Consider the following 26749-nt stretch of genomic DNA (forward strand, 5'->3'; position numbering starts at 1 on the left):
CTGAGCCGGCCCGTCGGCCGCGCTCAGGGGGACATCGGTGCAGATCGTCTATCACGCCGCCCATTCGGCGGATGCGCAGCTCGTGCGCGGCCTGCTGGCGCAGGAAGGGATTCAATCGTTCGTGTTCGGCGGCGCGCTGGAAGCCGGCGCCGGCCTGCTGCCGGTCGGCGGCTCGGTGCGGGTCGAGGTCGCCGACGAACAGGCCGCGCGTGCGCGCGAAATCATCGAGGAATGGCAGGCCGCGGCGGTGCCGCTGGACGACGACGAAGGCGAGCCGGCCGACCGCGACTTCGGCGACGACGACACGCCCGAGCATGTCGAAAGCGAGAACGTCTACCGGCCGTTGAACCAGCGCAAGCCGCCGCCCAACGGCTTCGCCATGGCCGGCACCGTCATCGCCCTGGTGATCGGCGCCTTGCTCGGCGCGCTGGTGACGGGCGCGGTGATGCAGCCGGGCGTGAGCGAACAGGACGTGGACTACAACGCCGACGGCGTCGCCGACGAGCGCCTGGTCTATGAAGGCCAGCAGTTGATCCGCACCGAGGCCGACCGCAATAACGACGGCAGCGCCGATCAGGTCATCCAGTACGACCCGCGCGGCTTGCCGACCGCCGCCGAAGAAGACCAGGATTTCAACGGCGTGCGCGAAACCACCACGAGCTATCGCGACGGCCTGTGGGTCGAGCGCAGCGCCGACTACAACGGCGACGGCGCCCCGGAACTGCAGCAGACCGCGCTGCGCGGCGTGCCGCACACCGACCAGTGGCTGGATGCGCAGGGCCGGGTGATCAAGCGCAACATCTACACCGGCGGACGCCTGACCGGCGGCGAGATCGATAGCGACGGCGACGGGGTGCTGGACACGGTGCGGATCTTCGATGATCGCGGCGAAATCCGTTCTACGCGGCCTGTGCAGGCGCAGTGATCGGCGGCAAGCGCGGGCCGGTTGATCCGGCGTAGCGGATCGCGCCTGCACGGCGGCCGATGGACGCCGCGATACGACGATGGCGTTCTATCGCGGAGCCTTGCCGAGGTTGCGCGCACGACTGAAACCGCGCGCCAGCCTCTCGTCACACGGCGCCGGTCGCGGGATACTCGCCCGGACGGACCGGCCGGTCGCGTCCATGGAGGACATCGGTGCAAATCGTGTATGAAGCCGCCCATCCGGCGGATGCGCAGCTCGCGCGCGAGGTGTTGGCTCAGGATGGAATTCTGGCGTATGTGCTCGACAGCGCCAGCGGTTCGGTGCGGATCGAGGTCGCCGACGACGATGCGCCGCGCGCGCGTCAACTCATCGGGCAGTGGCGGGGCGCGGCCGCGCCGCCGGCCGGGCACGAAGACGGCGCGCTCATCGATCGCGATTCCGGGCACGGCGCCGCTGCCGCGCCGCCCGACGATTCCGACGCCTACCAGCCGCTGAGAAAGCGCAAGGTAAGCGACAGCGGCTACGGCCTTCCCAGCCTGATGGTGACGCTGATCGTGGGCGGCTTCATCGGCGCGGGCTTGTCGGAAATATTCGCCGCTCGCACCCAGCCCGCGCCGCCGGCCACGCAGACGATCGAAACCGACTCCAACGGCGATGGCCGGACGGATACATGGACGACCTATGTGAACGGCGTAGGCACGCAGATGCGCAGCGATCGCAACGGCGACGGCAAGGTCGATGAGATCGTGCGATTCGAAAACAACTTGCCTCAGTCGAACTCGCAAGACAACGATTTCGACGGCGATTACGAGAGCCAGGCCATCTACCTTCAAGACAAGAACCGCACCTTGACCTACTCGATCGATCGCGACGGCGACGGGGAACCCGACTATCGCGTCGTCGGTCCGTTTTCGATCATGCAGAGCGAAGAGTGGCTGGACTCGCAAGGCCGCGTCGTCAAGCAAGTCCGCCACGATGCCCTGCGCGCACTCGACGGCAAGTTCGACAGCGACGGCGACGGCGTGCTGGATGTCGAGCGCACTTACGACGAGCGCGGCGAGATCGTTTCCACCCGACCGCTGACGCCGCGTTGATCGCGGCCTGCGGCGCGGCCGAAGGGCCGCGACCGCACGGCGGCGGAATCAGTTCTGCGGCGGCCGTTGCAGCTCGCGCACCGGCCGCTCGCGCGGTTCCGGCCGGCCCGGTTGCAACACCGGCGTCAGCGGCCGCGGCGGCGTGGTCTTCGGCGCCGTCGCCAGCGTATCCAGGCGTTTTTTCGCGCCGGCGTTGCCCAGGTCGGCGGCGCGCTTGAGCACCACCTTGGCTTCGTCGATGCGGCCCTGGCCGACATAGATTTCACCCAGGCCGCTGAGCGCGGTGGCCTTGCCCTTGGGGTCGCCGGGCGGCGCGTCCTTCACCGCCTGGGTCAGCGTCGCCTGCGCGCTGGCCAGTTGTCCGTTCGACAATTGCTTCCAGCCGCACAAGGTCGCGTCCCCGCCGCCCGCGCACGGGTCCTGGCCGGCGCTGTCGGCCGCGGCGATTTCCTCCGCCAGTTCCTTGGGCTGGCTGGCCAGCGCGGCGCTGCCCAGCGCGTTCTGCAATTGCTGGTTGTTGTGCTGCAGGCCTTTGACTTTCTCGATGATCGAATCGACCGAGATGTTGATGCTGCTGTTGTTGTCGGCGACCTTGATCGCCGCATTGGGCGCCAGGGTCTGGCCGCTGTATTCGATCACTGGGTCGGGCAAGTTCACCGCGGCGAAGCGCGGCGAGAAGGTCAGGTAGACGTTGGGGACGATGCGTTCGCCGCTGCGCCAGCTCTTGAGCGTGTCGAAGCCGATCATCGCCACTACCACCGCCGCGCCGATGCCCAGGTACCAGCGTACGTTCTTGTTCTGTTCGGCGTTCCGGGTCTTGAGCAGCGCGTAGGCGCCGTAGGCGAAGAACAGCAGCGCGGTGCCGTAGGCGCCCGCGGCGAGGATGGTCTGCGGGTCGGAAATCGGGTCCATGTCGTATCGCTTCCTGGCTGAGCCCGCGCGCGCGGACGGTCACCCAGGGAGTAACGCGAACGGCGGTGGGAAAGCGGCCAAGGGTCGCGAACACTCTCAAAGACTTGGCGAAGCCCGGAGGTCTTTTGTGGGAGGGGCTTCAGCCCCGATGCTCTTCGGCCAGAGCCTGGCGGATCTCAACGGGCCGCTTCACCGCGATCTGAAAGGAAAGCATCGGGGCTGAAGCCCCTCCCACAACAGCGCGGCTTACTCGTCTTCGTCCCGCGCCATCTCGGGAGCGCTCGGCGCCGAGGCCGGCGCATCGCCCATGCCCAGCCAGCCCATCACTTTCTCGCGCGCTTCGTCCACGCCCAGCTTGGACTCGCCGGAGAAGGTCTGCACGCTGACCGTGTCGCCATAGGCCGATTGCAGTTCCTTGCGCACCGCCATCAGTGCCTGCTGCTGCTGGCCGCGGCCGAACTTGTCCGCCTTGGTCAGCAGCGCATGCGCCGGCAAATCGCGGCTGACCGCATAGCCGAGCATCTGTTTGTCGTAATCCTTGAGCGGATGACGGATGTCCATCACCACCACCAAGCCGCGCAAGGCCTGACGCGTCTGGAAGTAGCGGTCGAGGAACGCCTGCCAGTGCGCCTGCAGGTTCTGCGGCACCTTGGCGTAGCCGTAACCGGGCAGATCGACCAGGAATCGATCCGGATCCGGCGCCGGCTCCGGGCCGCGATACGGCAGGCTGACGTCGAAAAACACCAACTGCTGAGTGCGTCCGGGCGTCTTGGACACCCGCGCCAGCGCGTTCTGCTGGCACATGGCATTGAGCGCGCTGGACTTGCCGGCGTTGGAGCGGCCGGCGAAGGCGACCTCGAATCCGCCGTCGGGCGGCAGCTGTTTGACGTTGTGCGCCGACAACAGGTAACGGGCGCGGGCAAGGTGGTTGATCATGCCCTTAGGATCGCATGCCCCGGCCGGATGCTCGCGTTCTGCGACCTGTCCGGCTGAACCCGCGTTGACCCGATCCGGTCCGGCGGAAGATAATTCCGAGGTTCCGGCGCCCATAGTGGCCGGCCGCACTGTCATCCAGCCAGCCCTTGCACAGCAAGCCAGCAGTAGTTCGGAGCCCAGCTACATGAGCCAAGCCCGCGTCCTGAGCCTCGTCGGCATCGCCGCTTTAGCGGTCGCCGCCGTCGCGTTCGCCCAGCCTACGGTCACGCCGATCCCCGATAAGGAGCCGGTGAAGGTCGCGCCGCTCACCGCCGGGCCCAAGACCGCCTGGGGCGACGTCAAGGCCGGCGCGACCAAGGCCGGCACCTGCGCGGCCTGCCACGGTCTCGACGGCAATCCGACCGATCCGCAGTACCCGCGCCTGGCCGGCCAGAGCGAGCGTTACATCGCCCACCAGATCGCCCTGTTCAAGACCGGCGAGCGCAATACCGGCATGTCCGCGGCGATGAAGCCCTTCGCCGACGCGCTCAGCGAGCAGGACGCGCGCGACCTGGGCGCCTACTTCGCCACGCAGAAGTCCGGCGCCGGCGTGGCCGACGACACCGTGATCGCGGCCGGTCCCAACAAGGACAAGAAGTTCTTCGAAGTCGGCGAGCAGCTGTTCCGCAGCGGCGACAAGGCCCGCGGCATCCCGGCCTGCATGGCCTGCCACGGTCCGGGCGGCGCGGGCAATCCGGGTCCGGCCTATCCGCACATCGCCGGCCAGCAGGCGGTCTATTCGCAGCGTCGCCTGGAGGAATACCGCGCCGGCACGACCACGCAGAAAGACCCGCACCTGTTCAACATCATGGCCACGGTGGCCAAGCAGCTCAGCGACGAAGAGATCGGCTCGCTGTCGAGCTATCTGCAGGGCCTGCACGAACGCGCCGACGACGTCGCCGCGGCCGATGCGCCGGCTCCGGCAGCCGCCAAGCCGGCCGCGCCGGCGGCGGCTCCCGCCGCGGCTCCGGCGGCCGCTCCGGCTCCGGCGACGGCCCAGCCGGCCGCTCCGGCCAAGCCCGCCAAGGGCTGAGCCCGCGCCACCCGTGTTTCGACGACGCCGGCCTGGGGACAGGCCGGCGTTTTCGTTTATGGGCGGTTCTTTCCGGTCAGTCGGGTGGGAGCTGCAACCGGAGCGTCTGCCCTCGCGATTCAGGTTTCGCGGCAGTTCCCGCCCGAAGCCCATCCACGCCGCGAGATTTTGGTGATCGCCATCACCGAACGCCGCGCCGCGGAACTTCCGCGCGCAAGATCAGTCTGATCAGACACTCTTGGTTCAAGACGCCGGCCGTTATCCTTAGCGCCGGCGTTTTTTATGCCCGCCCCTCCCGGGCGCGACGGTCTTCCGTGGCGCGACCGGGCCTCACTACCCACGAGACCTAACGATGAATCGACGTCTGGCCACCTTGCTGCTGCTCGCCGCGCTCCCCTTCGCCGCCTTCGCCGCGCCCAAGGCCGCCGCTCCGGCCGGCCCCGCGCCCGAGCCGGGCGTGGATTACGTCGAAATCGAAGGCGGCAAGCCGTTCGCGCCGGTCGCCGGCAAGATCGAGGTGGTCGAAATCTTCGGCTACACCTGCCCGCACTGCGCGCACTTCGAGCCGCAGATCAGCGCCTGGAAGAACAAGCTCCCCGCCGACGTCAACTTCGTCCCGGTGGCCGCGCCGTGGGGCAGCTACTGGACGCCGTACGCGCAGGCCTTCTACACCGCGCAGTCGCTGAAGCTGCTGCCGCAGACCCACGACGCGGTGTTCAAGGCGCTGCACGAAGAACACACGCTGCCGATCCAGAACGCCAGCGCGGCGCAGATCGGCGCGTTCTACGCCAAGTACGGCGCCAACGCCCAGACCTTCGCCGCCACCATGACCAGCCCGGCGATCGAGCAGGCGATGAAGCGCGCGAGCGACTTCATCATGGCCTCCGGCGTGGACGGCACCCCGGCGATGGTGGTCGCGGGCAAGTACCGCATCACCACCCAGAAGGGCTTCGACGACATGCTGCGCGTGGCCGATCACCTGATCGCGCAGGAACGCGGCGCGAAGCCCAAGCCCAAGGCCAAGCGCTGAGGCCCCTGGCCGGACGCCGGCTGCGGGCATGAGCCGGGCCGCGGCGACGCGGCCGCGGTGCGTCCCCGGTTCCGAAATCCCCAATCCCGGCCCCGCGACCGCTATCCTGGCGGCCGCCCTAGACGGCAGCGCGCCGGCGCCTCCCAGCGCCCGCGCCGCCCTCCATTTCATTCGATCGTTTGCGGAGAAGTCCCGATGAATTCGCGTATCGCCACCCTGTCCCGCTATCCGCTGGTCCTGAGCGCGCTGTTCGCGCTGGCCGCCTGCAACAAGACCGAAACCGCCGCGCCGGCCGACGCCGCCGCGACCCCGGCCGCCGGCGAAGCCGCCGCGCCGGCCGCGACCCCGGCCGCGGGCGAAACCCCCGCCCCCGCTCCGGCCCCGGAAGAGCCCGCGATCACGCCGGCCGCCACCGTCACCCCGCCGGAAGGCCCGGCGCCGGTCGCCGGCACCGACTACATCGAAATCCCCGCCGGCCAGGCCTTCGACCCGGTGCCGGGCAAGATCGAAGTCGCGGAAGTCTTCAGCTACACCTGCCCGCACTGCGCCCAGTTCGAGCCGCTGCTGGTGGATTGGCGCAAGAAGCAGACCGCCGACGTGAAGTTCACCCCGATCGCCGGCCCCTTCGGCGGCAACCCGATTCCGTTCGAGAAGGCCTTCTACGCCGCGCAGACCCTGGGCCTGGTCGAGAAGACCCACGAAGCGATGTTCCGCGCCGTGCACATCGACCAGTCGATCCCGTACCTGAGCGTCACCGACGAACAACTCGGCGCGTTCTACGCCAAGTACGGCGTCAAGCCGGCCGACTTCATCGGCACCATGAACAGCTTCGCGATCAACGCCAAGGGCAAGCGCGCCGAGCAGTTCATGCAGCGCTCGGGCGTGGATTCCAGCCCGTCGCTGGTGGTCAACGGCAAGTACCTGGTCAAGGGCAAGAACTTCGAGGACTACCTGCGCATCGCCAGCCACCTGGTCGCGCGCGAGCGCGCCACGCTGCAGGCGACCGCGCCCGCCGCCGCTCCGGCCGCCGCCGCGCCTGCGCCGGCCGTCGAAGCCGCGCCGAAGCAGTAACCGACTCGCAGGATTCGACCCGAGCATGACCACACGCCGGCTGCGCCTGCTCAGCGCGAACATACAGGCCGGCTCCAGCACACGTCGCTACAGCGATTACGCGACGCGCAGCTGGTCGCACGTGCTGCCCGCCGGCAACAAGCGCGGCAGCCTCGACACCATCGCCCAGTTGGCCGGCGAGCACGACATCGTCGGCCTCAACGAAAGCGATCCGGGCAGCCTGCGTTCGGGTTTCACCAACCAGACGCACTACCTCGCCCAGCGCGCCGGCTTCGACTACTGGAGCCACCAGCCCAACCGCCGCGTCGGCAATGTCGCCTCCAGCGCCAACGGCCTGCTGAGCAAGCTGGAACCGCGCGAAGTCGTCGATCACCCCCTGCCCGGCCGCATCTCCGGCCGCGGCGTGTTGATCGCTCATTACGGCAACGACGACGACGGCCTGACCGTCGCCGTCGCCCATCTCTCGCTGGGCGCCGCCTCGCGCGCCTCGCAGCTGGCCTTCATCGCCGAACTGCTGCACGACCATCCGCACGCGGTGCTGATGGGCGACTTCAACTGCTCGGCCGATCGCCCCGAGATGCAGGCCTTGTTCCGCAACACCCGCCTGCAGCCGCCGAACGACGTGTTCCCGACCTTTCCCAGCTGGCGGCCGCAGCGCGCGATCGACCATATCCTGCTGGGCGATGGCCTGGGTTTTGCGAGTGCGCGCGCGGTGCCTGCGGCGCAATCGGATCATTTGGCGTTGTCGTTGGAGCTTGATGTGCCTGAGAGCGCATTGGTCTGAAGCGATAAATCGCAGTACGAAAATTCGCCCCCTTTGAAAAAGGGGGCTGGCGCTTGCGTGGCCGCGTTGCTGAGTGGCCTACAGTGCGCCGGGGGATTTGCTTTTCGGCAAAGCAAAGGCAAATCCCCCCTGCCCCCCTTTTTCAAAGGGGGGAACAGCAAAGGCCGCTGTCGAATGACCTCCGCTTCGTCCGGCGCGAACGCCTCATTGAATTCGCCCCCTTTGAAAAAGGGGGCTGGCGCTTGCGTGGCCGCGTTGCTGAGTGGCCTACAGTGCGCCGGGGGATTTGCTTTTCGGCAGAGCAAAAGCAAATCCCCCCTGCCCCCTTTTTCAAAGGGGGGAACAGCAAAAGCGGCTGTCGAATGACTGACGCTTCATCCGACGCGAACGCCCATTGAATTCGCCCCCTTTGAAAAAGGGGGCTGGCGCTTGCGTGGCTGCGGTACTGAGTGGCCCGCAGTGCGCCGGGGGATTTGCTTTTCGGCAGAGCAAAAGCGAAGCCCCCCTTCCCCCCTTTTTCAAAGGGGGGAACAGCAAAGGCCGCTGTCGTTTGCTTGTATGCAAACGACAACGGCCGACGCATCACGCGCCGACCGTTGTCGAATAACCGCCGCTTCATCCGACGCGAACGCCGGATGAAGCGCTACCGCTCGGATCAGAACCGCAAATCAGCCCGCACGTAGTAATAACCACCGCCCGGCAGATCGTAGGTCGAGCCGTCGAAGCCGTTGAGGTTGCACGACAGGCAGGTCGGCGGGTCCTTGCCGAACACGTTGTTCATGCCCGCCTGCAACTGCAGGCCCTTGAGCACGTCGAAGCGGTAGCCGATCTGGAAGTCGTGGAAGGTGGTCGCGCCCAATCGGTTCTGGCCGGTCTTCGGGTCGTTCTTGCACACGGCGAAGTCGGCGGCGTCGCCGCACTCTTCGACCAGCTGGCTGATGTGACGCGCGGTCCACGATGCGTTCCAGCGGCCGTAGGTCCACTCCAGCGTGGCGTTGGAAGTCCACTCCGGAATCGAGCGGGTGACCGGATCGCTGACCAGGCGGCCGACCTGCAGCGGCTGCAGCGAGCCATCGGCGCCGACGGCTTCGTAATTGCCCACGATGGTGTTCTGCCAGATCACCTTGAACTGGCCGAAGCGGGTTTCCGGCAAAGTCCAGAACACGTCGATGTCCCAGCCGTTGGTCTTGACCACGCTGAGGTTGCCGAGGAAGTTCGCGAAGCCGTCGATCTGGTCGGTGATCGGGTTGCGCTGGATGCCGCCGCAGAATTCCGGCGACAGCGTCTGCACGCACAGGTTGAGCTGGGTCTGCGGGTCGATGGCCTGGATCGCGCCTTCGATGCGATGGCTGTAGAACGTGCCCTCGATGTCCACGCGCTTGGCGATGGCGGTGTCTTCCAGGATCGACGGCGTCCACACGAAGCCGAGCGAGAAGCTGGTCGAACGCTCCGGCTCCAGGTTCGGATTGCCGCCGGTCAACACCGAAATTTGCGGATCGACCTGGCGCGTGCCCGGATTGACGCCCTGCGCGGCGCAGTTGGCCGCGCTGCCGGTCGGCGGCGCGCCGTTGGAGCCGATCAGGCACGGATCGATCATGCCCACGTCGGCGCGGCTCTGCGAGCCGAACAACTCGCCGATCGACGGCGCGCGGAAGCCTTCCGCGTAGGTGCCGCGCAGCAGCAGCTCGTCGGCCACCTGCCAGCGCAGGCCGTACTTGGGCGTGAACTCGCCGCCGAAGGTGGAGTAGTCCGAATAGCGGCCGGCGATGCTCAGGTCCAGGCTCTTGCCGAACGCCGAGTCCTTGAACAGCGGCACGTTGAGTTCGACATAGACCTCGTTGACGTCGTACTCGCCCTGGGTCGGCAGCGACGGCACGCCGTTGTATTCGCCGCGCACGGTGATCGGATCGGGACGGTAAGAGCCTTCGTACTTGCGGTACTCGTAACCGGTCGCGAACGACAGCGGGCCGGCCCACATCTCGAACAGATCGCCGGACAGGTTGAAGGTGGCCAGCTGCAGCTTGTTCTCGCTGCTGTCGTGCAGGACCGGGCTGATGTACTTGAGCATCGCCGGGGTGATGGTGTTGTAGCCGAAGATGTTCAACGGCGTGCAACCTGGGGTGGCCGCGCAGATCGCCGGGTCGCCCATGGCGATGGCGATGTTCTTCGCGTTGTAGCTGCCGCGGTTGGTCTGCTCGGCCTTGTTGCGGCTGCTGGCGAGGTTGGCGTCCCAGAACCAGGCGCGCTCGCCGACATCGAAGGTGCCTTCAAGGCCGGTGCCGACGAACCAGGTATCGACTTGCTGCTCGAAGCGGCGCGGGCCGCCTTCGATCGGACGGCGGCGCAGGATGCGCAGGTTGCTGGAATCGAGCTGCACGCCGAACGGGTTGTAGGGATGGTTGGCCGGCATCACCAGCGCGGCGGCGAATGCGTTGCCGGCGCCCGGGCCCAGGTCGATCGGCTCGGGCGCGGCGCGGTTTTCCGACTCGCGGCGGTTGAGCAGGGCGCGCGCGTACCAACGCACCTTGTCGTTGACGTCGAAGCGGAACTGGCCGAACACGCCGCTGCGCTCGGACGGCGACAGCACGTAGTTGTACGGGGCGAAATTGAACGGATCGTTGGCGCCGAAGCAATGGAAGCCGTCGGTGCGCGGCACCCCGGCCGAGCACGGCGCCTGGCCGGGCGTGTAGGCCGGATTGCTCTGGCCCGCGTTGGCGACCAGGTCGTACCTGTTGCCGTCCGGCGCGGTGAAGGCGATGCGGCCGCCGGGCACGCGCGAGCTGCCCAGCGCCAGACCGGTGCCCGGCACCGGGAAGCGCGCGAGTTCGCGATCGGCCGAGCTGACTTCGTCCTGCTTGGTGTAGCTGGCGCCGAGGAACCAGGTCGCGCGTTCGCTGCTGCCGCCGTAAGCGAAGTCGAGACCGCGGCTGGTGCCGTCGCCCTTGGTGTACTGGCCGAAGTTGGTGGTCAGCTGGAAGCCGTCGAAATTACGCCGGGTGATGATGTTGACCACGCCGGCGATAGCGTCGGAGCCGTACAGCGAAGACGCGCCGTCCTCCAACACTTCGATGCGCTCGACGATGGCCAGCGGAATGGTGTTGAGGTCGGTCGCCGAGCCCACGCCGGAGGCGGAGGATTCGTTGACCCAGCGGATGCCATCGACCAGCACCAGCACGCGCTTGGAACCCAGATGACGCAGATCGACCGTGGTCGAACCGGCGCCGACGCCGCCGCCGTCGGACGGGAAGCCGTCGTTGCCCGAAGCGTTGCGCTTGCCGTTGAACGAGGAACCCGAACCGGTGAGTTCCTGCACCACATCGCCGATCGAGGTCAGGCCGGTGCGTTCGATGTCGTCGCGGGTGAGGGTCTGAATCGGAACCTGGCTTTCGATTTCGGCCTTGCGGATACGGGTGCCGGTGACCTGGACGGTGTCCAGGGTGGTGGTGCCTTTCGCGGCCTCCGATTCCTGCGCGGCGGCGAAGCCCGGCAGGGCGACCAGTACGGACAACTGAATGGCTTTCGCCAAGGCATGACGGCGCAACGCTTTCATCGGTTCTCTCCCTCGAATGATGTGTGGCTTAGCTCTGTTGGCTATCGGCGCGCCGCCCAGTGATTCCCCGCGGACGGCGGCTGTTTTTTGTACGCAATGGATGGAACGGTCGCAAGGCGCGAAAAGATCACGCGATATCCGTATTAGCACCGCGGTGCCGGCAATAACCTGGCCCAACGGGGCTGTTGCGCGTGACTTGCGCACCGGCGATTTCGTGCAAGGCGAATCGGTGCGGCGAACGGCGTGGATAAGAAAACGGCCGGTGGTTTCCCACCGGCCGTTCGTGTTTCAGCGCTGCCGCGGCGCGTGGATCGAAAGCGCCGCGGTCGCGCGAACGCCGACCGCGACACGTCGATGGAGCGCCGCGCCGATCAGAACCGCAGGTCCGCGCGAACGTAGAAGAAGCGGCCGCCCGGGATGTCGTAGGTGGACGCGTCGTAGCCGTTGAGCGAGCACGACAGGCAGATCGGCGGGTCCTTGTCGAACACGTTGTTGACGCCGCCGGTGATCTGCAGGCCCTTGAACATCTCGAAGCGGTAGCCCAGCTGCAGGTCGTGGTAGGTGGTCGCGGCCAGCTTGTTCTCGCCGGTGACCGGGTTATCGCAGTACGGCGAGTTCAACGCCGAGGCCTGGCAGATTTCGGTCAGCTCGGAGATGTGGCGCACGGTCCACGACGCGTTCCAGCGATCGAGCTTCCACTCGGCGCTGACGTTGGAGGTCCATTCCGGAATCGCGCTGTCGTTGACTTCCACGCCCGGCTTGCGCGGCTGGATCTGGCCGGCGGCGCCGACCGCTTCGTACTCGGTGACCCAGGTGTTCTGCCACTTCAGCTTGAACTGGCCCCAGGAGGTTTCCGGCAGCGTCCAGAAGAAGTCCACGTCCCAGCCGGAGGTCTTGATCGAACCCAGGTTGGTCAGCTTGTTCTCGAAGGAGGAGATGCCGCCGATCGAGGAGCGGGTAATGCCGCCGCAGTACAGCGGATCGAGCGTCTGCACGCACAGGTTGAGCTGGGTCTGCGCGTCGATCGCCTGCACCGCGCCTTCCAGCGAGTGGCGGTAGTAGGTGACTTCGAAGTCGAACTTGTCCGACCACGGCACGCCCGCGGCCCAAGCCGGGCTGTAGACGAAGCCGGCGGTGAAGCTGCGCGCGGTTTCCGGTTCCAGGTCCTGGTTGCCGCCGGTCTGCACCGATATCTGGCTGTTGGCCTGGGCGGCGCCGGCCGGCACGCCGAGCGCGGCGCAGTTGGCGCGGTTGCCGGTCGGCGGTGCGCCGGTGATCGAGGTCAGGCACGGATCGCTGAGCTGCAGGTCGGCGCGGCTGGCCGAACCGAACAACTCGCCGATCGACGGCGCGCGGAAGCCTTCCGCGTAGGTGGTGCGCAGCAGCAGTTCATCGGCGACTTGCCAGCGCAGGCCGTACTTCGGCGTGAACTGGCCGCCGAAGGTCGAGTAGTCCGAGTAACGGCCGGCGAGGCTCAGGTCCAGGCTCTTGCCGAACGCGCCTTCCTTGATCAGCGGCAGGTTGAGTTCGACATAGGCTTCGTTGACGTCGTACTCGCCCTTGGTCGGCAGCGACTGGGTGCCGTTGTAGTAACCGGCCACGGTGATCGGATCGGGCTGATAGAAGCCTTCGTACTTGCGGTATTCGTAACCGGCGGCGAACGACAGCGGGCCGGCCCACATCTCGAACAGGTCGCCGGAGAAGTTGGCGGTGAACGTCGACAGCTTCTGCTCGCTGCGATCGCGCACGACCGGGCTGATCCACTGCAGCATCGCCGGAGTGATCGTGCCCGGGCCGCCGAAGATGTTCAGCGGCACGCAGCCCGGGGTGGCGGCGCACAGGGCCGGATCGCCCAGGGCGATGTTGATGTTGCGGACGTTGTAGCTGCCGCGGTTGGTCTGGTCGGCCTCGTTCTTGTTGCTGGCGAGGTTGACGTCCCAGAAGTAGGTGCGGTCGCCGGCGTTGAAGCTGCCTTCCAGTCCGGCGGCGATGTAGGTGGTATCGACCTTCTGTTCGAAGATACGCGGGCCGCCTTCGATCGGACGGCGCGCGACCGTGTCGAGGTTGGCGTTGGGGCCGATCGAGGTCAGGTCGAAGCCGAACGGGTTGTACGGGTTCAGGCGCGAGATCGTGATCTGCTCGGACCAGGGATTGCCGGTACCGGCGCCGGCGCCGAGGAAGATCGGTTCCGGCGCGGCCTGGTTGGTCGATTCGCGGCGGTTGTACAGCGCCTTGACGTAACCCTGCACGTTATCGTTGAAGTGATAACGGAACTGGCCGAACGCGCCGGTGCGCTTGGACGGCGTCAGCAGCATGTTTTCAGCGGCGAAGTTGTAGCGGTTGGCGCCGGTGAAGGGAATGAAGTCCTGCGGATAGCGCGGCCCGTTGGGGAAGCTGCTGCCGTTGGGCGTGGTCATGTTGCAGAACGGCACCGGCGGCGTCGCCGGATTGTCGTCGGTATCGGTCAGCGGACAGGCGCTGCTGGCGGTCGGCGGATTGAAGATGAAGCGGCCGTTCGGCGTCGCCGAGCTGCCGGTCTCCACGCCCAGGCCGGGCACCGGCACGCGCGCTTGCTCGCGGTCGCGCGAGTACACCGGGTCCTGATCGACATAGCTCAGGCCCAGGAACAGATTGGCGCGTTCGGTGTTGTAGCCCCAGGCCGCGTCGAAGCCCTTGAGCTTGCCGTCGCCCTTGCCGTACTGGCCGTAGTTCAAGGTCAGCTGGCCGCCGTCGAAATTGCGCCGGGTGATGATGTTGACCACGCCGGCGATGGCGTCGGAGCCGTACAGCGAGGACGCGCCGTCCTCGAGGATTTCGATGCGCTCCACGATCGCCAGCGGAATGGTGTTGAGGTCGGTCGCCGCGCCCACGCCGGAGGCGGAAGACTCGTTGACCCAGCGCATGCCGTCTACCAGGACCAGCACGCGCTTGGGACCGAGGTGGCGCAGATCGACCTGGGCCGAGCCCGCGCCGATGCCGTCGCCGTTGGGCGAGAAACCGAAGTTGCCCGACGAATTGAATTTGGTGTTGAGCGCGGAACCGGCGCCGGTGAGTTCCTGCACCACATCGCCGATCGAGGTCAGACCGGTGCGCTCGATGTCGTCGCGGCTGAGGGTCTGGACCGGGACCTGGCTTTCGATCTCGGCTTTCTTGATGCGGGTGCCGGTGACCTGGACGGTGTCCAGCGTGGTGGCGTCTTTGGCGGGTGCGGCGTCCTGGGCGGCGGCAAAGCCCGGCAGGGCGACCAACAAGGACAACTGGATGGCTTTCGCCAAGGCATGGCGACGCGACAGCTTCATCGACTCTCTCTCCCTCAAGGTTTGTGACCTAGCTCTATTGGCTATTGGACGCCGTCCGTCCGTGCCGGACGGCATCCAGAGGTTGTAAACAATTCGTGAAGCCGCCACAAGGCGCAAATAGGCCCTACTTGCCAACCCGGTCGCAGTTCTGATCGGCATGCGCCGCGCTGCCGCCGAACGGCGGTTCGCGGCAAGGTCGGAACGCCTGTTCAGGCGTGGCGGGGACGCGGCGGCGGCGTGGCGCCGGAACGCGATGGGCGTCTCATTCCCCCCTCCTGCTGTTCTCCCTCTCCCGCTCGGCGGGAGAGGGCCGGGGTGAGGGTGAGCGCCGCAGGTGCAGCTGCGAAGCCCAATCCGGGCGACTCAGCCGCCCAGCAGCAGACTCACCGCGACCAGGATCAGGAAGCCGGCGAACACCCGCTTCAAGGTGTCGCCGTGCAACTTGTGCGCCAGCCGCGTGCCGTAGGGCGCGGCGATCACCGAGGCGATGGCCACGCCGATCGCCGCCGGCAGGTAGACGTAGCCGATCGCGTAATGCGGCAACGCGCCCGGCGGCGCGTTGAAGGCGTAGCCGATCGCGCTGGCCAGGCCGATCGCCACGCCGCAGGCCGAAGAGGTGCCGACCGCGCGCACCGGCGCCACGCCGCGCCATACCAGCAGCGGCACGGTCATGCTGCCGCCGCCGATGCCGACCACCGCCGACACCGCGCCGATGCCGACGCCGGCCGCGGTCAGCGGCGCTCCCTGCGGCGCCGGCGCATCGGCACCGAGCGCGGCGCGGTTCTTGCCGAACAGCAGCTGCGCGGCGGCGATGAAGCAATAGCCGGACACGATCAGGCGCAGCCATTCGCCGTCGATGCGCACCGCGACGAAGCTGCCGAGCCAACCGCCGAGCAGCAGCCCCGGCACCATCCAGCGCACCGTCGGCCACAGCACGCTGCCGCGCTGGGCGTGCGCGCGCGCCGAGGCGGTCGCGGTCAGCACGATGCTGGCCAGCGAACTGGCCAGCGCGGTGTGCATCGCCGCTTCCTTGGGAATGCCGAAAGCCGGCGCGATCCAGGCCAGCGCCGCGACCAGCACCAGACCGCCGCCGACGCCGAGCAGGCCGGCCAGAATGCCGGCGATCGCGCCGAGGACGAGGAACACCAACCAGATCGCCATGCGTTTGCTCCGATGATCGGCCGATTCTGCATGCCCCGCGCGCGACATGCGACCTCGACGGCGCGATTGTGCGAAGCAGGCGCGGCGCGGGCGGCCACATCGCCAAGCCGCCGCCGTCGATTCGCGCGCGCCGCTCGCCCCTGCCGGCATCGAGCGATGTTCGCGACAGCGTTTGCATTCCGCGCGCATGCACCGCTCGTTCACATAAGACATTCATGCATGCTCGGCTATAGTCCGACGATGCTTCCGCGCCCCTACTCCCTGCTGTTCGCCGCGCTCGCCGCGACCCTCGCCACCACCGCCTGCGCGCAGACCACGGCGGCGGCGCCGGCCCTGCCCGCGATCAAGCCCGCGGCGGTTCGCAACGCGCTGCCGGCGCCCGCGGTCGATACCCAGTTGCCGCGCGTGCGCGCGGCGATCGAAGCGGCCGAACGCGGCCCGTTCGACGCCGCCCAATACGCCGACATCGCGCGCCATCCCTTGTACGGCTGGGTCGAGTACGCGGCCTTGCGCCGCGGCATCGACACGGTCAACAACGGTCAGGCGCAGGATTTTCTGAGCCGCCGCGGCGATCAGGCCTCCGGCGATGCGTTCCGCGACATCTGGCTGGCCGCGACCGCGCGCCGCGAAGACTGGGCCGCCTTCACCGCGGCGTGGACGCCCAAGAGCAGCGCCGGCAAGGAGCGCAGCGTGAACTTGCGCTGCGCCGAGTTGAACGCGCGTCAGGCGCTGGGCAAGGCCGACGCGCAATGGACCCGCGACGCGCAGGCGATCTGGCGCAGCAGCGGCAAGTCCCTGCCCGACAGTTGCGATGCGCCGTTCGCGGTGCTCGCCGCGCAGAACGGATTGAGCCCGGAACTGCGTTGGGAACGCATCGATGCAGCCGCGGCGGAATGGCAGCCGGCGGTGATGCGCGCGGCCGCGCGCGGGTTGCCTGCGGATCAGTTGGCGCAAGCCAACGACTACGCGGCTTTTTTGGATAACGTGAATGAGCGCGCGCTTGGTTGGCCCAAGACCGAGCGCAGCCGCAAGATCGCCTCCTACGGCCTGGCCAAGCTGGCCAAGTCGCAACCGGCCAGCGCCGAAGCGCAATTGCCCAAGTACGCCAGCGCGCTGGGCTTCACCGACGAAGACCGCGGCCGCGTGCTGTACCAGGCCGCGCTGTGGTCGGTCGCGTCCTACGACACCGAATCCGCGCGCCGCCTCAACGCCGTGCCCGATGTGTCCTATGACGAGCGCCTGCACGAGTGGCGCGCGCGCGAAGCCATGTCGCGTTCGGACTGGGCCGCCGCGCTGGCCGCGATCCGCAAGATGGGCCCCAAGCAGCGCGGCGAATCGCGCTGGGAATATTTCGAAGCGCGCCTGAGCGAACGCGCCGGCGACAAGACCGGCGCCGCCAGGCTGTATCGCGAATCGGCCAAGAACGCGGATTTCCACGGCTTCATGTCGGCCGACCGGCTCGGCGCGCCGTACACCCTGTGCCCGATCCAGCCCACCGACAGCGCCGCGGCCAAGGCCGCGATCGCGCGCGATCCGGCGCTGATGCGGGCGATGGGCCTGTTCCAGATCGAACGCGCCAACTGGGCGATCCGCGAATGGGACGACGCGCTGACACGTTTCGACGACAGCCAGCGCCGCATCGCCATCGAAGTGGCGCAAAGCTACAACTGGTTCGATCGCGCGGTGTTCTCGCTCAACAAGACGCCGCAGGAACAGCGCCTGTACTACCTGCGCTTCCCGCTGCACCACGGCGAGACGATCCGGCGCGAGTCACTCAAGAACGGCATCGATCCGGCCTGGGTCGCCGCCGAAATCCGCGCCGAAAGCATATTCAATCCCACCGCGCGTTCCGGCGCCAACGCCATGGGCCTGATGCAGGTGCTGCCCGGCACCGGCGCCCAGGTCGCCAAGAGCCTGGGCCTGCCCTGGGGCGGCGCCGCCAGCCTGTACGACTCGGACACCAACATCATTCTGGGCACCGCGTACCTGCGCCAGTTGCTCGACAAGTACGGCGGCCAGCCGTATTTCGCCATGGCCGGTTACAACGCCGGGCCGGCGCCGCTGGCGCGCTGGCAGTCGCAGCGCCCGGGCATGGATGCGGACTTCTGGATCGAAACCATCAGCTACAAGGAAACCCGCGAGTACGTCGCGCGCGTGCTGGCTTTCAGCGTGCTCTACGACTGGCGGCTCAACGGCGACGCGCTCAACGTCAGCGATCGTCTGCGCGGGGTAACCAATACTCAGCGCAAATCCTTCGTCTGCCCGGCCACCGCCGCGTCCGCCACGACGCCGCTGCCCGCCGAAACCGAGTGAGCCGCGCGCGATGGCCCGTCGTCATGTCCTGATCCTGGGCGGCACCGGATTCGTCGGCCGCCACCTCGTCGAACACCTGCTGCGCGAGCACTGCCGCATCACCGTGCTCAGCCGCGGGGTGGACCCGCACAAGAAGAAACTGCTTTCGCGCGACGCCAGCATCATCGAAGGCGATGTCGGCAATCCGGATTTCCTGCGCGCGGTGCTCGACGATGTCGATGCCGTGGTCAATCTGGTCGGCATCCTCAACGAGCAGGGCGACAGCGGCGCCGGTTTCGAACACGTCTACGTGGAACTGCTCGAAGCGCTGATCGAAGCCATGCGCGACATGGGCGTGGCGCGGCTGCTGCAGATGAGCGCGCTCAACGCCGGCACCGGCCACAGCCATTACCTGGAATCGCGCGGCCGCGCCGAGCAGCGCGTGCGCGCCAGCAAGCTGGCGTGGACGCTGTTCCGCCCGTCGGTGATCGCCGGTCCCGGCGACGGCCTGTTCTGCCGCTTCGATTCTTTGCTGCGTTATGCGCCTGTGTTGCCGATGGGCCGCGCCAGCGCGCGCTTCCAGCCGGTGTGGATCGGCGACGTCACCCAGGCCTTCGTCAACGCCTTGAACGACGACAGCCACATCGCGCGCAGCTACAACCTGGTCGGGCCGGACGTGATGACGCTGGCCGAGATCGTGCGCGCCGGCGCCCGCGCCCGCGGCCGCCTGCGCGCGGTGCTGCCGCTGCCGGACGCGCTGGGCAAGCTGCAGGCCGACATCGGCGAGTTCCTGCCCGGCAAACCGATCAGCCGCGACAACTGGCGCTCGCTGCAGACCGATTCGACCAGTGTCGAGAACGGCTTGCTCAAGCTCGGGGTTACGCCGACGCCGGTGTCGGCGCATTTGCCGGAAATTCTCGGGGTCGGCGCGCGCTGAAGCGTTCGTCGGGGCTGAAAGCCCCTCCCACAATAGTTACGCCGCCACGAAGTCTTTTGTGGGAGGGGCTTTCAGCCCCGACACCCGAAGCCCGGCACCGGCACCGCTCCGGTTGCGGCCAAACGCCATAGACGCGCATCCCTGCATCCACGCGCTAGGATGCGAACCGACTCCACGCGACAAGGACATCCCATGGGCCTGCTCGACACCCTCCTCGGCCACGCCGGCGAAAAATCCACCGACAAGGTCAACGAAGACTTCGCCCCGCTGCTCGCCGCGGGCGAAACCGTGCAGCGCGCGTTCGGCGAAATCCGCGACCTGATCGTGTTCACCGACCGCCGCCTGATCCTGGTGGACAAGCAGGGCGTGACCGGCCGCAAGACCGAATTCCTCAGCCTGCCTTACCGCAGCATCGTGATGTTCTCGCTGGAAACCGCCGGCCATTTCGATCTGGAATCGGAACTGCGCCTGTGGGTGTCGGGCCAGCCCAATCCGATCGTGCGCCATCTGGGCCGCAGCGCGGGTTCGGAGGACATCATTGCGCTGTTGGCGCAGAACTCGCCGCGCTAGTGAGCGCGCATCGCAACGGCATTCGAGGAAAGCAAGGATGAAGGTGTACCTGGTCGGCGGCGCGGTGCGCGATTGCCTGCTCGGCCTGCCGGCCGGCGATCGCGATTACGTGGTCGTCGGACAAACGCCCGAGGCGATGCTCGCCGCCGGCTACAAGGCCGTGGGCAAGGATTTCCCCGTGTTCCTGCATCCGGACAACGGCGAGGAATACGCGCTGGCGCGCACCGAGCGCAAATCCGGCCGCGGCTATCGCGGCTTCGTGGTCGATGCCGATCCGTCGGTGACGGTGGAAGACGACCTGGGCCGTCGCGACTTCACCATCAACGCCATCGCCCGCGACGAAAGCGACGGCCGCCTGATCGATCCCTACGGCGGCGCGCGCGATCTGCAGGCGCGGGTGCTGCGCCATGTCGGCCCGGCCTTCGTGGAAGATCCGCTGCGCGTGCTGCGCGCCGGCCGTTTCATGGCGCGCTTCAAGTCGCAGGGCTTCACCGTCGCGCCAGAAACTATGGAACTGATGCGGCAGATGGCCGAATCCGGCGAACTGGCCGATCTGGTCGCCGAGCGCGTGTGGCAGGAACTGCGCCGCGCGCTGACCTGCGCCACGCCGTCGGCGTTCTTGCGCACCTTGCACGACGCCGGCGCGCTGCGGGTGGTGCTGCCGGAAGTCGATGCGCTGTACGGCGTGCCGCAGCGGCCCGAGTACCACCCCGAAGTCGATACCGGCGTGCATACCGAGATGGTGGTCGATCAGGCCGCCAAGCTCGCGCCCGGCGACGACCTGATCGGCTTCGCCGCGCTGACCCACGACCTGGGCAAGGCGCTGACGCCGGCGGATATCCTGCCGCGCCATATCAACCATGAGCGCGCCGGGCTGGAACCGCTGGCGCAGTTGTGCGCGCGGCTGAAAGTGCCGACCGACCATCGTCTGCTGGCCGAGGCGGCCTGTCGCGAGCACCTCAACGTGCATCGTCTCGATGAGATGCGGCCGCGGTCGGTGTACGAATTGATCGCGCGTTGCGACGGGTTTCGTAATCCGAAGCGGATCGAGCAGATGACGGTAGTGTGCGAGGCCGACAAGCGGGGCCGGTTGGGGTTGGAGGACAACGACTATCCGCAGGGCGCGTCGCTGCGAGCGGCGTTGCACGCGGCGCTGAAGGTGCGGGCGAGCGATCTGAAGCCTGGATTGAGCGGACCGGCGGTGGGCGAGGCGATGCGGCGGGCGCGGATCGAGGCGATTGCTGTGGTCAGGAAGAATGCTGCGGGTGATGGCGCGGAGTGATTCGGGATTTGGGATTCGGGATTCTTGCTCCGCGATTTTTTGCTCGTCATTCCCGCGAAGGCGGGAATCCAGTGACTTCAAACGTTCTCGCACGAAAGGCCCTGGATTCCCGCGTTCGCGGGAATGACGGTCTGGAAGGATGACGCTGAAGTCTCTGGATTCCCGCGTTCGCGGGAATGACGGCCTGGAAAGATGACGCTGAAGTCTCTGGATTCCCGCCTTCGCGGGAATGACGACTTGAAGGTATTCGACTCCGCCGAAGTCTTTCCCCACAAAAAAAACCGCCGCGCGAATTTCGCGCGGCGGTTCCTGGACCCATCAGGCAACGACTCGCATCGCCGCCCTGGCATCGGCACCCAAACTCAGAAGCGATAATCGATCCGGGCGTAGTAGCTGCCGCCGTTCATGCCGAACGGCAGGGTCTCCCAACCGTACTTGAAGCCCAGCTGGGGGAACGGCGCGCCGGTGTTCGGATCCCACTTGTCCGGGTAGGTGTCGAAGATGTTGTTGCCGCCCACCGACACGCTGAGCTTGTCGGTGAACTTGTAACGCACCGCCAAGTCGGCCAGCCACTTGCCGCTCCAGGTCTGCTTGACACCCGGGGTGAAGCCTTCGCCGGTCACCGGGCCGTAGTAGTTGGCGCGCGCGGTCCATTCCCACTTGTTGATTTCGTACACGCCCTGCAGCACGTGGTGCTGACGCGGCTGGCCCTTCTCGATCAAGGTCACCTGGGTGTCGTCGAACAACACATTCGGCGGCAGGATCGCCGACTGCGAGCGGCGGTCCTTCACTTCGGTCTTGTTGAAGTGCACCAACGCGGTCAGGTTCAACTTCGAACCGCCGGCGAATTCGGTGTTGTGGTTGGCGACCAGGTCGATGCCGGTGGTCCGGGTGTCGATGGCGTTGGTGAAGAACAACACCTGGCCCACGCCGATCGGATCGAGGATCGCCCGGATCGGGCAGTTGCCGTTGCCCGGCGCGCACGGCTGGCCGTTATTGCCGACGCTCTCGGGCTGGATGTTGCTGGAGAAGATGATGCGATCGTCGATGTCGATGCGGAACACGTCCAAGGTCACCGAGAAGCGATCGTTGGGCTTGAGCACGAAGCCGATCGATCCGCTCTTGGAGGTTTCTTCCTTCAACGGCTCGATGCCGAACGCGCGCGTCACCGCGCTGTCCTGGCGCGCGGTCAGGGTGTCGGTCAAGACGCCGGCGGCATTGAGGTTGGTCGAGCGCTGGCTGTAGAACAGCTGCTGCACGCCCGGCGCGCGGAAGCCGGTGGACACGGTGCCGCGGATCGCGAACTGCTCGGTCGCATCGAAGCGCGCCGACAGCTTGCCGGTGGTGGTGTTGCCGAAGTCGGAGTAGTCCTCGTAACGCACCGCGCCGCCGAGCAGGAAGCGATCGGTCAGGTTGGTTTCCGCGTCCAGGTACACCGCGTAGTTGTGGCGGCCGTCGTCCACCGCTTCGTTCGGCGAAAAGCCCGGGAAGCCCTGCATGCCCGGCTGCGCGGTCTCCCCCGCCTGGCCCAGGATCGGGATCGTGCGGTCGTTGTTGCGGCCGTAGGTGTAGGTCACCGGCGCGCCGGGGGTGATCTTGTACTCGTCCTTGCGGTATTCCACGCCGGTGCCCAGGTACAGGGGATGGCTGTTGAAGCCCTGCAGGGTGCCGCGGAAATCCAGGTTGAAGGTGGTCTGGTCGGCCTGCAGAGTGCCAGTGTCGGCCTTGGTCGGCGATTGCGCGTAGATGCCGCCGCCGGGCTTGGGCTCGTACCACCAGCTGACGTTGACCGAGTTGCTTTCCTCGAAGCCGAACTTGTTGCGGCCGCGATTGATCGAAATATCCCAATCCCAGTTGTCGTTGATCGGTGCCTTGTAGCCGACCGCCAGCGAGGTGTCATCGACCTTGGTCAGGATGTTCGGCAGGAAGCCGTTCGGATACAGCGTCGGCACCGTGCGGTTGTCGCCCGGGCTGCGGAAGAAGCCGGAGGAATCGCCCTTGCGCTTGGACAGGCCGCCGAACCAGTACAGCTCGCCCTTGCCCACCGGCAGGCCGCCGTTGAACCAGAAATAGGCGTCGGTGGCGTCGGCGTCGCCCAGGCGCTGGGTCACTCGCGGCGGGCTCACGCGCAGGCTGTCGGGACCGGCGCGGTTGGTCTCGGCGCGGTCGCGGTATTCCAGGGACAGATTGAGGAAGCCGCCGTCGTCGCCGAGCTTGACGCCGGTGTTGACCGAACCCTGGTAGTTGGCGCCGTCGCCGGCGTAGTACTTGCCGGCCTGGAACGACAGCTGGGTTTCCTCGGTCTGCTTCTTGAGGATGATGTTGATCACGCCGGAAATCGCGTCCGAGCCGTACTGCGCCGCGGCGCCGTCGCGCAGCACTTCGATGCGCTCGATCGCCGACAGCGGGATCGCGTTGATGTCGGTGCCGGCCGAACCGCGGCCGATGGTCTGCTGTACGTTCACCAGCGCCTGCTGATGGCGGCGCTTGCCGTTGACCAGCACCAGCACCTGATCGGGGCCGAGCGAGCGCAGCGTCGCCGGACGCAGGATGTCGGTGCCGTCGCTGACGAAGGTGCGCGAGAAGTTGAACGAGGGTTCCAGCATCTGCAGGATCTGGCCGATCTCGGTCGCGCCGGTCGCGGTCAGTTCTTCCTTGCCGATCACGTCCACCGGCGCCGCGGTGTCCTCGGCGGCGCGGCCGCGCGCGCGCGAACCGGTCACCTGGACCGCATCGAGCGTCGTCGCCTCGCGGGTGGCCGGCGCCGGCGCTGCGGCGTCCTGGGCGTAAGCGGGGACGAGGGCGCTGGCGGCCATGGCGGCGGCCACGGCCAGCGCCAAACGGTTGCGGTGCACTGAGGGCATGAGTCGTTGTCCTTGCGAAAGTGAGGTGGGCTCCCGTGGCCCGGGCTGAGCCTCACCATTTCTTAACTTTTTCGCAATACGTCGTGTGACTGTGCCGACTATGGCTTTGTGACAGATTTCTTATAACGACGAACCGGCTAATGACCGGTTCAGGCCTGAATGGGTGGGCGGTCACTGAACAGGGCCGGCGGGGCCGTGCCGTGGACCGGCTCGCCAGGCACATAAATTACCCAGGCCGCGCGGCGGATTTCCCCGCTTGCGGCCGACCGGCTCAGCGTTTGCGCGAAAGCCGGCGATCCACCCACAGCAGCCACAGCGCCACCGGCGTGCGCGCCACGAACAAGCCCGCCAGCGCGCCCAGGCTGTTGGCCAACGCGTCGATCGCATCGCCGCTGCGCGAATCGGTCAGCGTGGCCTGGGCGAACTCCAGGCCCACGCCCATCGCGATCAAGCCCGCCACCGCGATCGCCTGCGGCCGCAGCCGCGCGAACAACATGCCCGCGTACGACGACAGCGCCAGGTAGGCGCCGAAGTGTTCGATCTTGTCGAAGTTGGAAAACGGCGGCGGCGGCAGATCGTGCGCCGGCAGCAGGCAGGTCGCGATCACCGTCGCGATCATCGCCAGCCACAAGGCGCACCACAGCAGCGGACGATCGAACTCGCGCAGCAGCGCGCGTGCAGGCACCGCGCTCACAGGCGATAGCTCAGGTCGCCGGCCATGAAGGCGACGCCGAATTCGACGTCCTTCTCAAGCCCCATCACCTGGAAACGCTCGCCCATCTCGCTGGGCAGGGTGAGCTTCTTGACCTCGCTGATGCGGCGCTGCTTCTCGACTTCGTCGCGCAGGCCCTCGATCCGCTGCAGCACCCCGGCCAGGCCGTTGCCGAGCAGGAAGCTGGCCTGCGAGCAGTAGCCGGCCAGATCGAAGCCCGCCGCCAGTCCGGCCTCGGCCAGGGCGGTGAAATCCACCGACGCGGTCAGGTCCTGCAATCCCGGCCACAGCAAGGGATCGCCGTGGATGCGATGGCGGTAGAACGCGCGCAAGGTGCCGTCGCTGCGATCGGGCGAATAGAACTCCGAGCGCGCATAGCCGTAATCGACGAACAGCATCGCGCCGCGGCGCAGGCCGCCGGACACGGCCTGAATCCAGTACGGCAGCTGCGGCAGCAGTTCGGAGCGATAGCCTTCCTCGAACCGCCGCTCCAGCCGGCGTTCGGCCTGGCGCACCGCGTTGGCGAGAAAATCGTCGGCCGGGCGCAGCTCGCGGGCGAAGCGTTCGCCGTCGATGACGATGTGTTCTTCGAACACTTCTTCGTTGTGGATAGCGAAGCGCGGCGTCGGCAGCGCGTCGATCACCTCGTTGGCGAACAGCACGCCTTCCCACTCGTCGCCGAACGGGCCGTCGGGCCATTCCAGCAGATCGAACAACGGCGGCACCAATCGTTCGCGCAGGCGTTCGCGCTGGCGATGGCGCAGCTCCGCGCTCGGCTCCAGGATGGCGTAGCGATCGGGCAGCGCGTCCAGTTCCAGCAGGCGCTTGAGCGCGACCTCGGCGAACGCGCCGGTGCCGCCGCCCAGTTCCAGCAACCGCGCCTGCGGCCCGATCTGCTGCAGCACCGGTGCCACCGATTCGGCCACGCAGGCGGCGAAGATCGGCCCCAGTTCCGGCGCGGTGACGAAATCGCCGCTGGCGCCGAACTTGCTCGCGCCGGCGCTGTAGTAGCCCAGGCCCGGCGCGTACAAGGCCAGCTCCATGAAGCGCGAGAACGCGATCGCGCCGCCGTGAGCGGCGATCTGTTCGCGGATCAGCTGGGTCAGGCGCGCGCTGTGGGCCAGGGCGTCGGCGTCGGGAGGCGGCAGATCGAAGGGTTTCACGTGGCGGCGTTACGCAGGTCGGGAGCAGGCCGCCAGGATAAAGCAGGCTAGCGCTTTGGTACTAAAAACCGCGGTTTTGCCCGGCGTTTAACTCCGGCTGCACTTTATTTTCAACAATCGCGTGCAAGATGGCCGCGCGCATTCCAGCGCCGACATGGAACCGTCCGCATGAGCACCGTCGATCCGGCCGCCGAGCGACGCCGGCAACAAATCGAATCCGGCCCGATGCGCGTGGCGCACCTGCGGCTGTGGAGCTTCGTCGCGGTCTGCGCCGGCTTATGGGGGCTGATGGCTTACGGCATCACCGATGCGATGAACTACGGGCTGACCTCGTCCTACCTCGTGCCCGCCCAGCAGCCGCCCAGCGACACGCCGCCGCTGCTGTGGATGCTGTTCGTCGGCGCGTTCGGCGGCATGATCCTGAGCTTCTTCGTCAACGCCGCGCTGGATTCGGTGTTCGGCCTGTGGGCCGGCACCCAGGCGACCTTCGCCGCCAATCTCACCGGGATGGCGCTGGGCTTCTGGCGCGGCGCCGTCGATCGCTGGCAGCCGCCGCAACGGGTGGGCTTCACCGATCCGCTCAACGGCGCCGTGCAGCCCTGGGACGCCATGACCTGGGCCGGCTGGACCTCGCAATACTGGATGCCGACGCTGTTGCTGCTGATCGCCGCGGCGCTGGCGGCGAGCGCGATGCGCGCCTACCGCAAGCACGCGCTGCGCGAGCGGCGCGCCCGCGAGGCCCTGACCCAGGGCGTGCGCGTGCCGGGCACGATCACCGAACTGCACGACACCGGCGTGGAGATCTACAACCAGCCGCGGATCCGCTTCGTGGTCAAGTTCACCGACCATCTGGGCACCGAGCGCTGGGTGACCAAGACCGGCCTGTTCGATCCGCTGGCGGTGCCGCGGGTGGGCGATGCGGCGCACGTGTGGTTCATCGCCGACGCGCCGGGCGAGCAGGACCGGATCGCGGTCGGTTTCGGCAGCGACGAAGACGCCGACGTGGCCGAACTCACCGCCGGCCGCTGAGCCGCAAAAGCGAAGGCCGCCCGTGGGCGGCCTCGCAACATCGGTTCGATGGTTGCCGCTGGCGAC

The 26749-nt window shown here is 67.4% G+C and carries 19 protein-coding genes; 11 read left to right on the forward strand and 8 right to left on the reverse strand.

Translation table 11 applies throughout. The features are described from left to right. Window positions 1–37: 37 nt before the first annotated feature. Both AB4Y92_RS19455 and AB4Y92_RS19460 read left to right on the forward strand, forming a co-directional pair. Window positions 38–925 carry a putative signal transducing protein gene (locus AB4Y92_RS19455; protein ID WP_441821160.1) on the forward strand — a complete coding sequence of 296 codons (888 nt, stop codon included), beginning with the start codon at window positions 38–40 and terminating at the stop codon, window positions 923–925. A gap of 212 nt (window positions 926–1137) precedes the next feature. After that, window positions 1138–2019, forward strand: a complete 882-nt coding sequence (locus AB4Y92_RS19460; RefSeq protein WP_441821161.1) for a putative signal transducing protein — start codon at window positions 1138–1140, stop codon at window positions 2017–2019. A 48-nt stretch (window positions 2020–2067) separates the two neighbouring features. Here the strand turns inward: AB4Y92_RS19460 and AB4Y92_RS19465 are convergent, their stop codons facing one another. After that, window positions 2068–2931 (reverse strand): tetratricopeptide repeat protein, encoded by an 864-nt coding sequence (locus tag AB4Y92_RS19465; protein WP_441821162.1) that lies wholly within the window; start codon window positions 2929–2931, stop codon window positions 2068–2070. Window positions 2932–3177: 246 nt separating this feature from the next. Then, window positions 3178–3867: a ribosome biogenesis GTP-binding protein YihA/YsxC gene (gene yihA, locus AB4Y92_RS19470; RefSeq protein ID WP_441821163.1), complete on the reverse strand. Its 690-nt coding sequence runs from the start codon at window positions 3865–3867 to the stop codon at window positions 3178–3180. Between the two features lie 184 nt (window positions 3868–4051). On the opposite strand from yihA, the gene AB4Y92_RS19475 reads away from it, so the two are divergent. The 4 genes from AB4Y92_RS19475 (at window position 4052) to AB4Y92_RS19490 (ending at window position 7824) form a co-directional block, all read left to right on the forward strand. Further along, on the forward strand, window positions 4052–4939 hold the full coding sequence (locus AB4Y92_RS19475) for a c-type cytochrome (RefSeq protein ID WP_441821164.1): 888 nt from the start codon (window positions 4052–4054) through the stop codon (window positions 4937–4939). A gap of 352 nt (window positions 4940–5291) precedes the next feature. After that, on the forward strand, window positions 5292–5969 hold the full coding sequence (locus AB4Y92_RS19480) for a thiol:disulfide interchange protein DsbA/DsbL (RefSeq protein WP_441821165.1): 678 nt from the start codon (window positions 5292–5294) through the stop codon (window positions 5967–5969). A 195-nt stretch (window positions 5970–6164) separates the two neighbouring features. Further along, window positions 6165–7040, forward strand: a complete 876-nt coding sequence (locus tag AB4Y92_RS19485; RefSeq protein WP_441821166.1) for a thiol:disulfide interchange protein DsbA/DsbL — start codon at window positions 6165–6167, stop codon at window positions 7038–7040. Window positions 7041–7065: 25 nt separating this feature from the next. After that, complete coding sequence (locus AB4Y92_RS19490) at window positions 7066–7824, forward strand: endonuclease/exonuclease/phosphatase family protein (protein WP_441821167.1); 759 nt, start codon at window positions 7066–7068, stop codon at window positions 7822–7824. Window positions 7825–8479: 655 nt separating this feature from the next. On the opposite strand, the gene AB4Y92_RS19495 is transcribed toward AB4Y92_RS19490, so the two are convergent. From AB4Y92_RS19495 to AB4Y92_RS19505, 3 genes are all read right to left on the reverse strand, one after another. Continuing rightward, window positions 8480–11374 carry a TonB-dependent receptor plug domain-containing protein gene (locus tag AB4Y92_RS19495; RefSeq protein WP_441821168.1) on the reverse strand — a complete coding sequence of 965 codons (2895 nt, stop codon included), beginning with the start codon at window positions 11372–11374 and terminating at the stop codon, window positions 8480–8482. Between the two features lie 371 nt (window positions 11375–11745). Further along, window positions 11746–14673: a TonB-dependent receptor gene (locus tag AB4Y92_RS19500; protein ID WP_441821169.1), complete on the reverse strand. Its 2928-nt coding sequence runs from the start codon at window positions 14671–14673 to the stop codon at window positions 11746–11748. Window positions 14674–15036: 363 nt separating this feature from the next. Beyond that, on the reverse strand, window positions 15037–15834 hold the full coding sequence (locus AB4Y92_RS19505; protein ID WP_441821170.1) for a sulfite exporter TauE/SafE family protein: 798 nt from the start codon (window positions 15832–15834) through the stop codon (window positions 15037–15039). A 240-nt stretch (window positions 15835–16074) separates the two neighbouring features. Here AB4Y92_RS19505 and AB4Y92_RS19510 point away from each other — a divergent pair, with 240 nt between their 5' ends. The 4 genes from AB4Y92_RS19510 (at window position 16075) to AB4Y92_RS19525 (ending at window position 20915) form a co-directional block, all read left to right on the forward strand. Next, the gene (locus tag AB4Y92_RS19510) at window positions 16075–18147 is read left to right on the forward strand and encodes a transglycosylase SLT domain-containing protein (protein WP_441821171.1); all 2073 of its coding nucleotides are present in this window, start codon (window positions 16075–16077) and stop codon (window positions 18145–18147) included. Between the two features lie 10 nt (window positions 18148–18157). After that, a complete protein-coding gene (locus tag AB4Y92_RS19515) occupies window positions 18158–19063 on the forward strand; it encodes a complex I NDUFA9 subunit family protein (protein ID WP_441821172.1) in 906 nt (301 codons plus the stop codon). 192 nt (window positions 19064–19255) lie between these two features. Continuing rightward, window positions 19256–19633 (forward strand): PH domain-containing protein, encoded by a 378-nt coding sequence (locus tag AB4Y92_RS19520; RefSeq protein ID WP_441821173.1) that lies wholly within the window; start codon window positions 19256–19258, stop codon window positions 19631–19633. 37 nt (window positions 19634–19670) lie between these two features. Then, on the forward strand, window positions 19671–20915 hold the full coding sequence (locus AB4Y92_RS19525) for a multifunctional CCA addition/repair protein (RefSeq protein WP_441821174.1): 1245 nt from the start codon (window positions 19671–19673) through the stop codon (window positions 20913–20915). A gap of 362 nt (window positions 20916–21277) precedes the next feature. On the opposite strand, the gene AB4Y92_RS19530 is transcribed toward AB4Y92_RS19525, so the two are convergent. From AB4Y92_RS19530 to AB4Y92_RS19540, 3 genes are all read right to left on the reverse strand, one after another. Then, window positions 21278–23779: a TonB-dependent receptor plug domain-containing protein gene (locus AB4Y92_RS19530; protein ID WP_441821175.1), complete on the reverse strand. Its 2502-nt coding sequence runs from the start codon at window positions 23777–23779 to the stop codon at window positions 21278–21280. A gap of 271 nt (window positions 23780–24050) precedes the next feature. Beyond that, complete coding sequence (locus tag AB4Y92_RS19535) at window positions 24051–24473, reverse strand: VanZ family protein (RefSeq protein ID WP_441821176.1); 423 nt, start codon at window positions 24471–24473, stop codon at window positions 24051–24053. Continuing rightward, window positions 24470–25654 carry a class I SAM-dependent methyltransferase gene (locus AB4Y92_RS19540; protein WP_441821177.1) on the reverse strand — a complete coding sequence of 395 codons (1185 nt, stop codon included), beginning with the start codon at window positions 25652–25654 and terminating at the stop codon, window positions 24470–24472. Before AB4Y92_RS19540 ends, AB4Y92_RS19535 begins: the two co-directional genes overlap by 4 nt. Window positions 25655–25822: 168 nt before the next feature. Between AB4Y92_RS19540 and AB4Y92_RS19545 the strand changes: the two genes are divergently transcribed. Next, window positions 25823–26683, forward strand: coding sequence for a hypothetical protein (locus tag AB4Y92_RS19545; RefSeq protein ID WP_441821178.1), 861 nt, complete (start codon window positions 25823–25825; stop codon window positions 26681–26683). Window positions 26684–26749 lie beyond the last annotated feature (66 nt).

The sequence above is a fragment of the Lysobacter sp. TAB13 genome (assembly GCF_052113885.1).
In the GTDB taxonomy this organism is placed as follows: Bacteria; Pseudomonadota; Gammaproteobacteria; order Xanthomonadales; family Xanthomonadaceae; genus Lysobacter; species Lysobacter gummosus.

What these genes read in the sequence shown, in the direction of transcription:
- AB4Y92_RS19465 (WP_441821162.1), bottom strand. Translation starts at nt 2,931, where the DNA reads ATGGACCCGATTTCCGACCCGCAGACCATCCTCGCCGCGGGCGCCTAC.
- yihA (WP_441821163.1), bottom strand. Translation starts at nt 3,867, where the DNA reads ATGATCAACCACCTTGCCCGCGCCCGTTACCTGTTGTCGGCGCACAAC.
- AB4Y92_RS19475 (WP_441821164.1), top strand. Translation starts at nt 4,052, where the DNA reads ATGAGCCAAGCCCGCGTCCTGAGCCTCGTCGGCATCGCCGCTTTAGCG.
- AB4Y92_RS19480 (WP_441821165.1), top strand. Translation starts at nt 5,292, where the DNA reads ATGAATCGACGTCTGGCCACCTTGCTGCTGCTCGCCGCGCTCCCCTTC.
- AB4Y92_RS19485 (WP_441821166.1), top strand. Translation starts at nt 6,165, where the DNA reads ATGAATTCGCGTATCGCCACCCTGTCCCGCTATCCGCTGGTCCTGAGC.
- AB4Y92_RS19490 (WP_441821167.1), top strand. Translation starts at nt 7,066, where the DNA reads ATGACCACACGCCGGCTGCGCCTGCTCAGCGCGAACATACAGGCCGGC.
- AB4Y92_RS19495 (WP_441821168.1), bottom strand. Translation starts at nt 11,374, where the DNA reads ATGAAAGCGTTGCGCCGTCATGCCTTGGCGAAAGCCATTCAGTTGTCC.
- AB4Y92_RS19500 (WP_441821169.1), bottom strand. Translation starts at nt 14,673, where the DNA reads ATGAAGCTGTCGCGTCGCCATGCCTTGGCGAAAGCCATCCAGTTGTCC.
- AB4Y92_RS19505 (WP_441821170.1), bottom strand. Translation starts at nt 15,834, where the DNA reads ATGGCGATCTGGTTGGTGTTCCTCGTCCTCGGCGCGATCGCCGGCATT.
- AB4Y92_RS19510 (WP_441821171.1), top strand. Translation starts at nt 16,075, where the DNA reads ATGCTTCCGCGCCCCTACTCCCTGCTGTTCGCCGCGCTCGCCGCGACC.
- AB4Y92_RS19515 (WP_441821172.1), top strand. Translation starts at nt 18,158, where the DNA reads ATGGCCCGTCGTCATGTCCTGATCCTGGGCGGCACCGGATTCGTCGGC.
- AB4Y92_RS19520 (WP_441821173.1), top strand. Translation starts at nt 19,256, where the DNA reads ATGGGCCTGCTCGACACCCTCCTCGGCCACGCCGGCGAAAAATCCACC.
- AB4Y92_RS19525 (WP_441821174.1), top strand. Translation starts at nt 19,671, where the DNA reads ATGAAGGTGTACCTGGTCGGCGGCGCGGTGCGCGATTGCCTGCTCGGC.
- AB4Y92_RS19530 (WP_441821175.1), bottom strand. Translation starts at nt 23,779, where the DNA reads ATGCCCTCAGTGCACCGCAACCGTTTGGCGCTGGCCGTGGCCGCCGCC.
- AB4Y92_RS19545 (WP_441821178.1), top strand. Translation starts at nt 25,823, where the DNA reads ATGAGCACCGTCGATCCGGCCGCCGAGCGACGCCGGCAACAAATCGAA.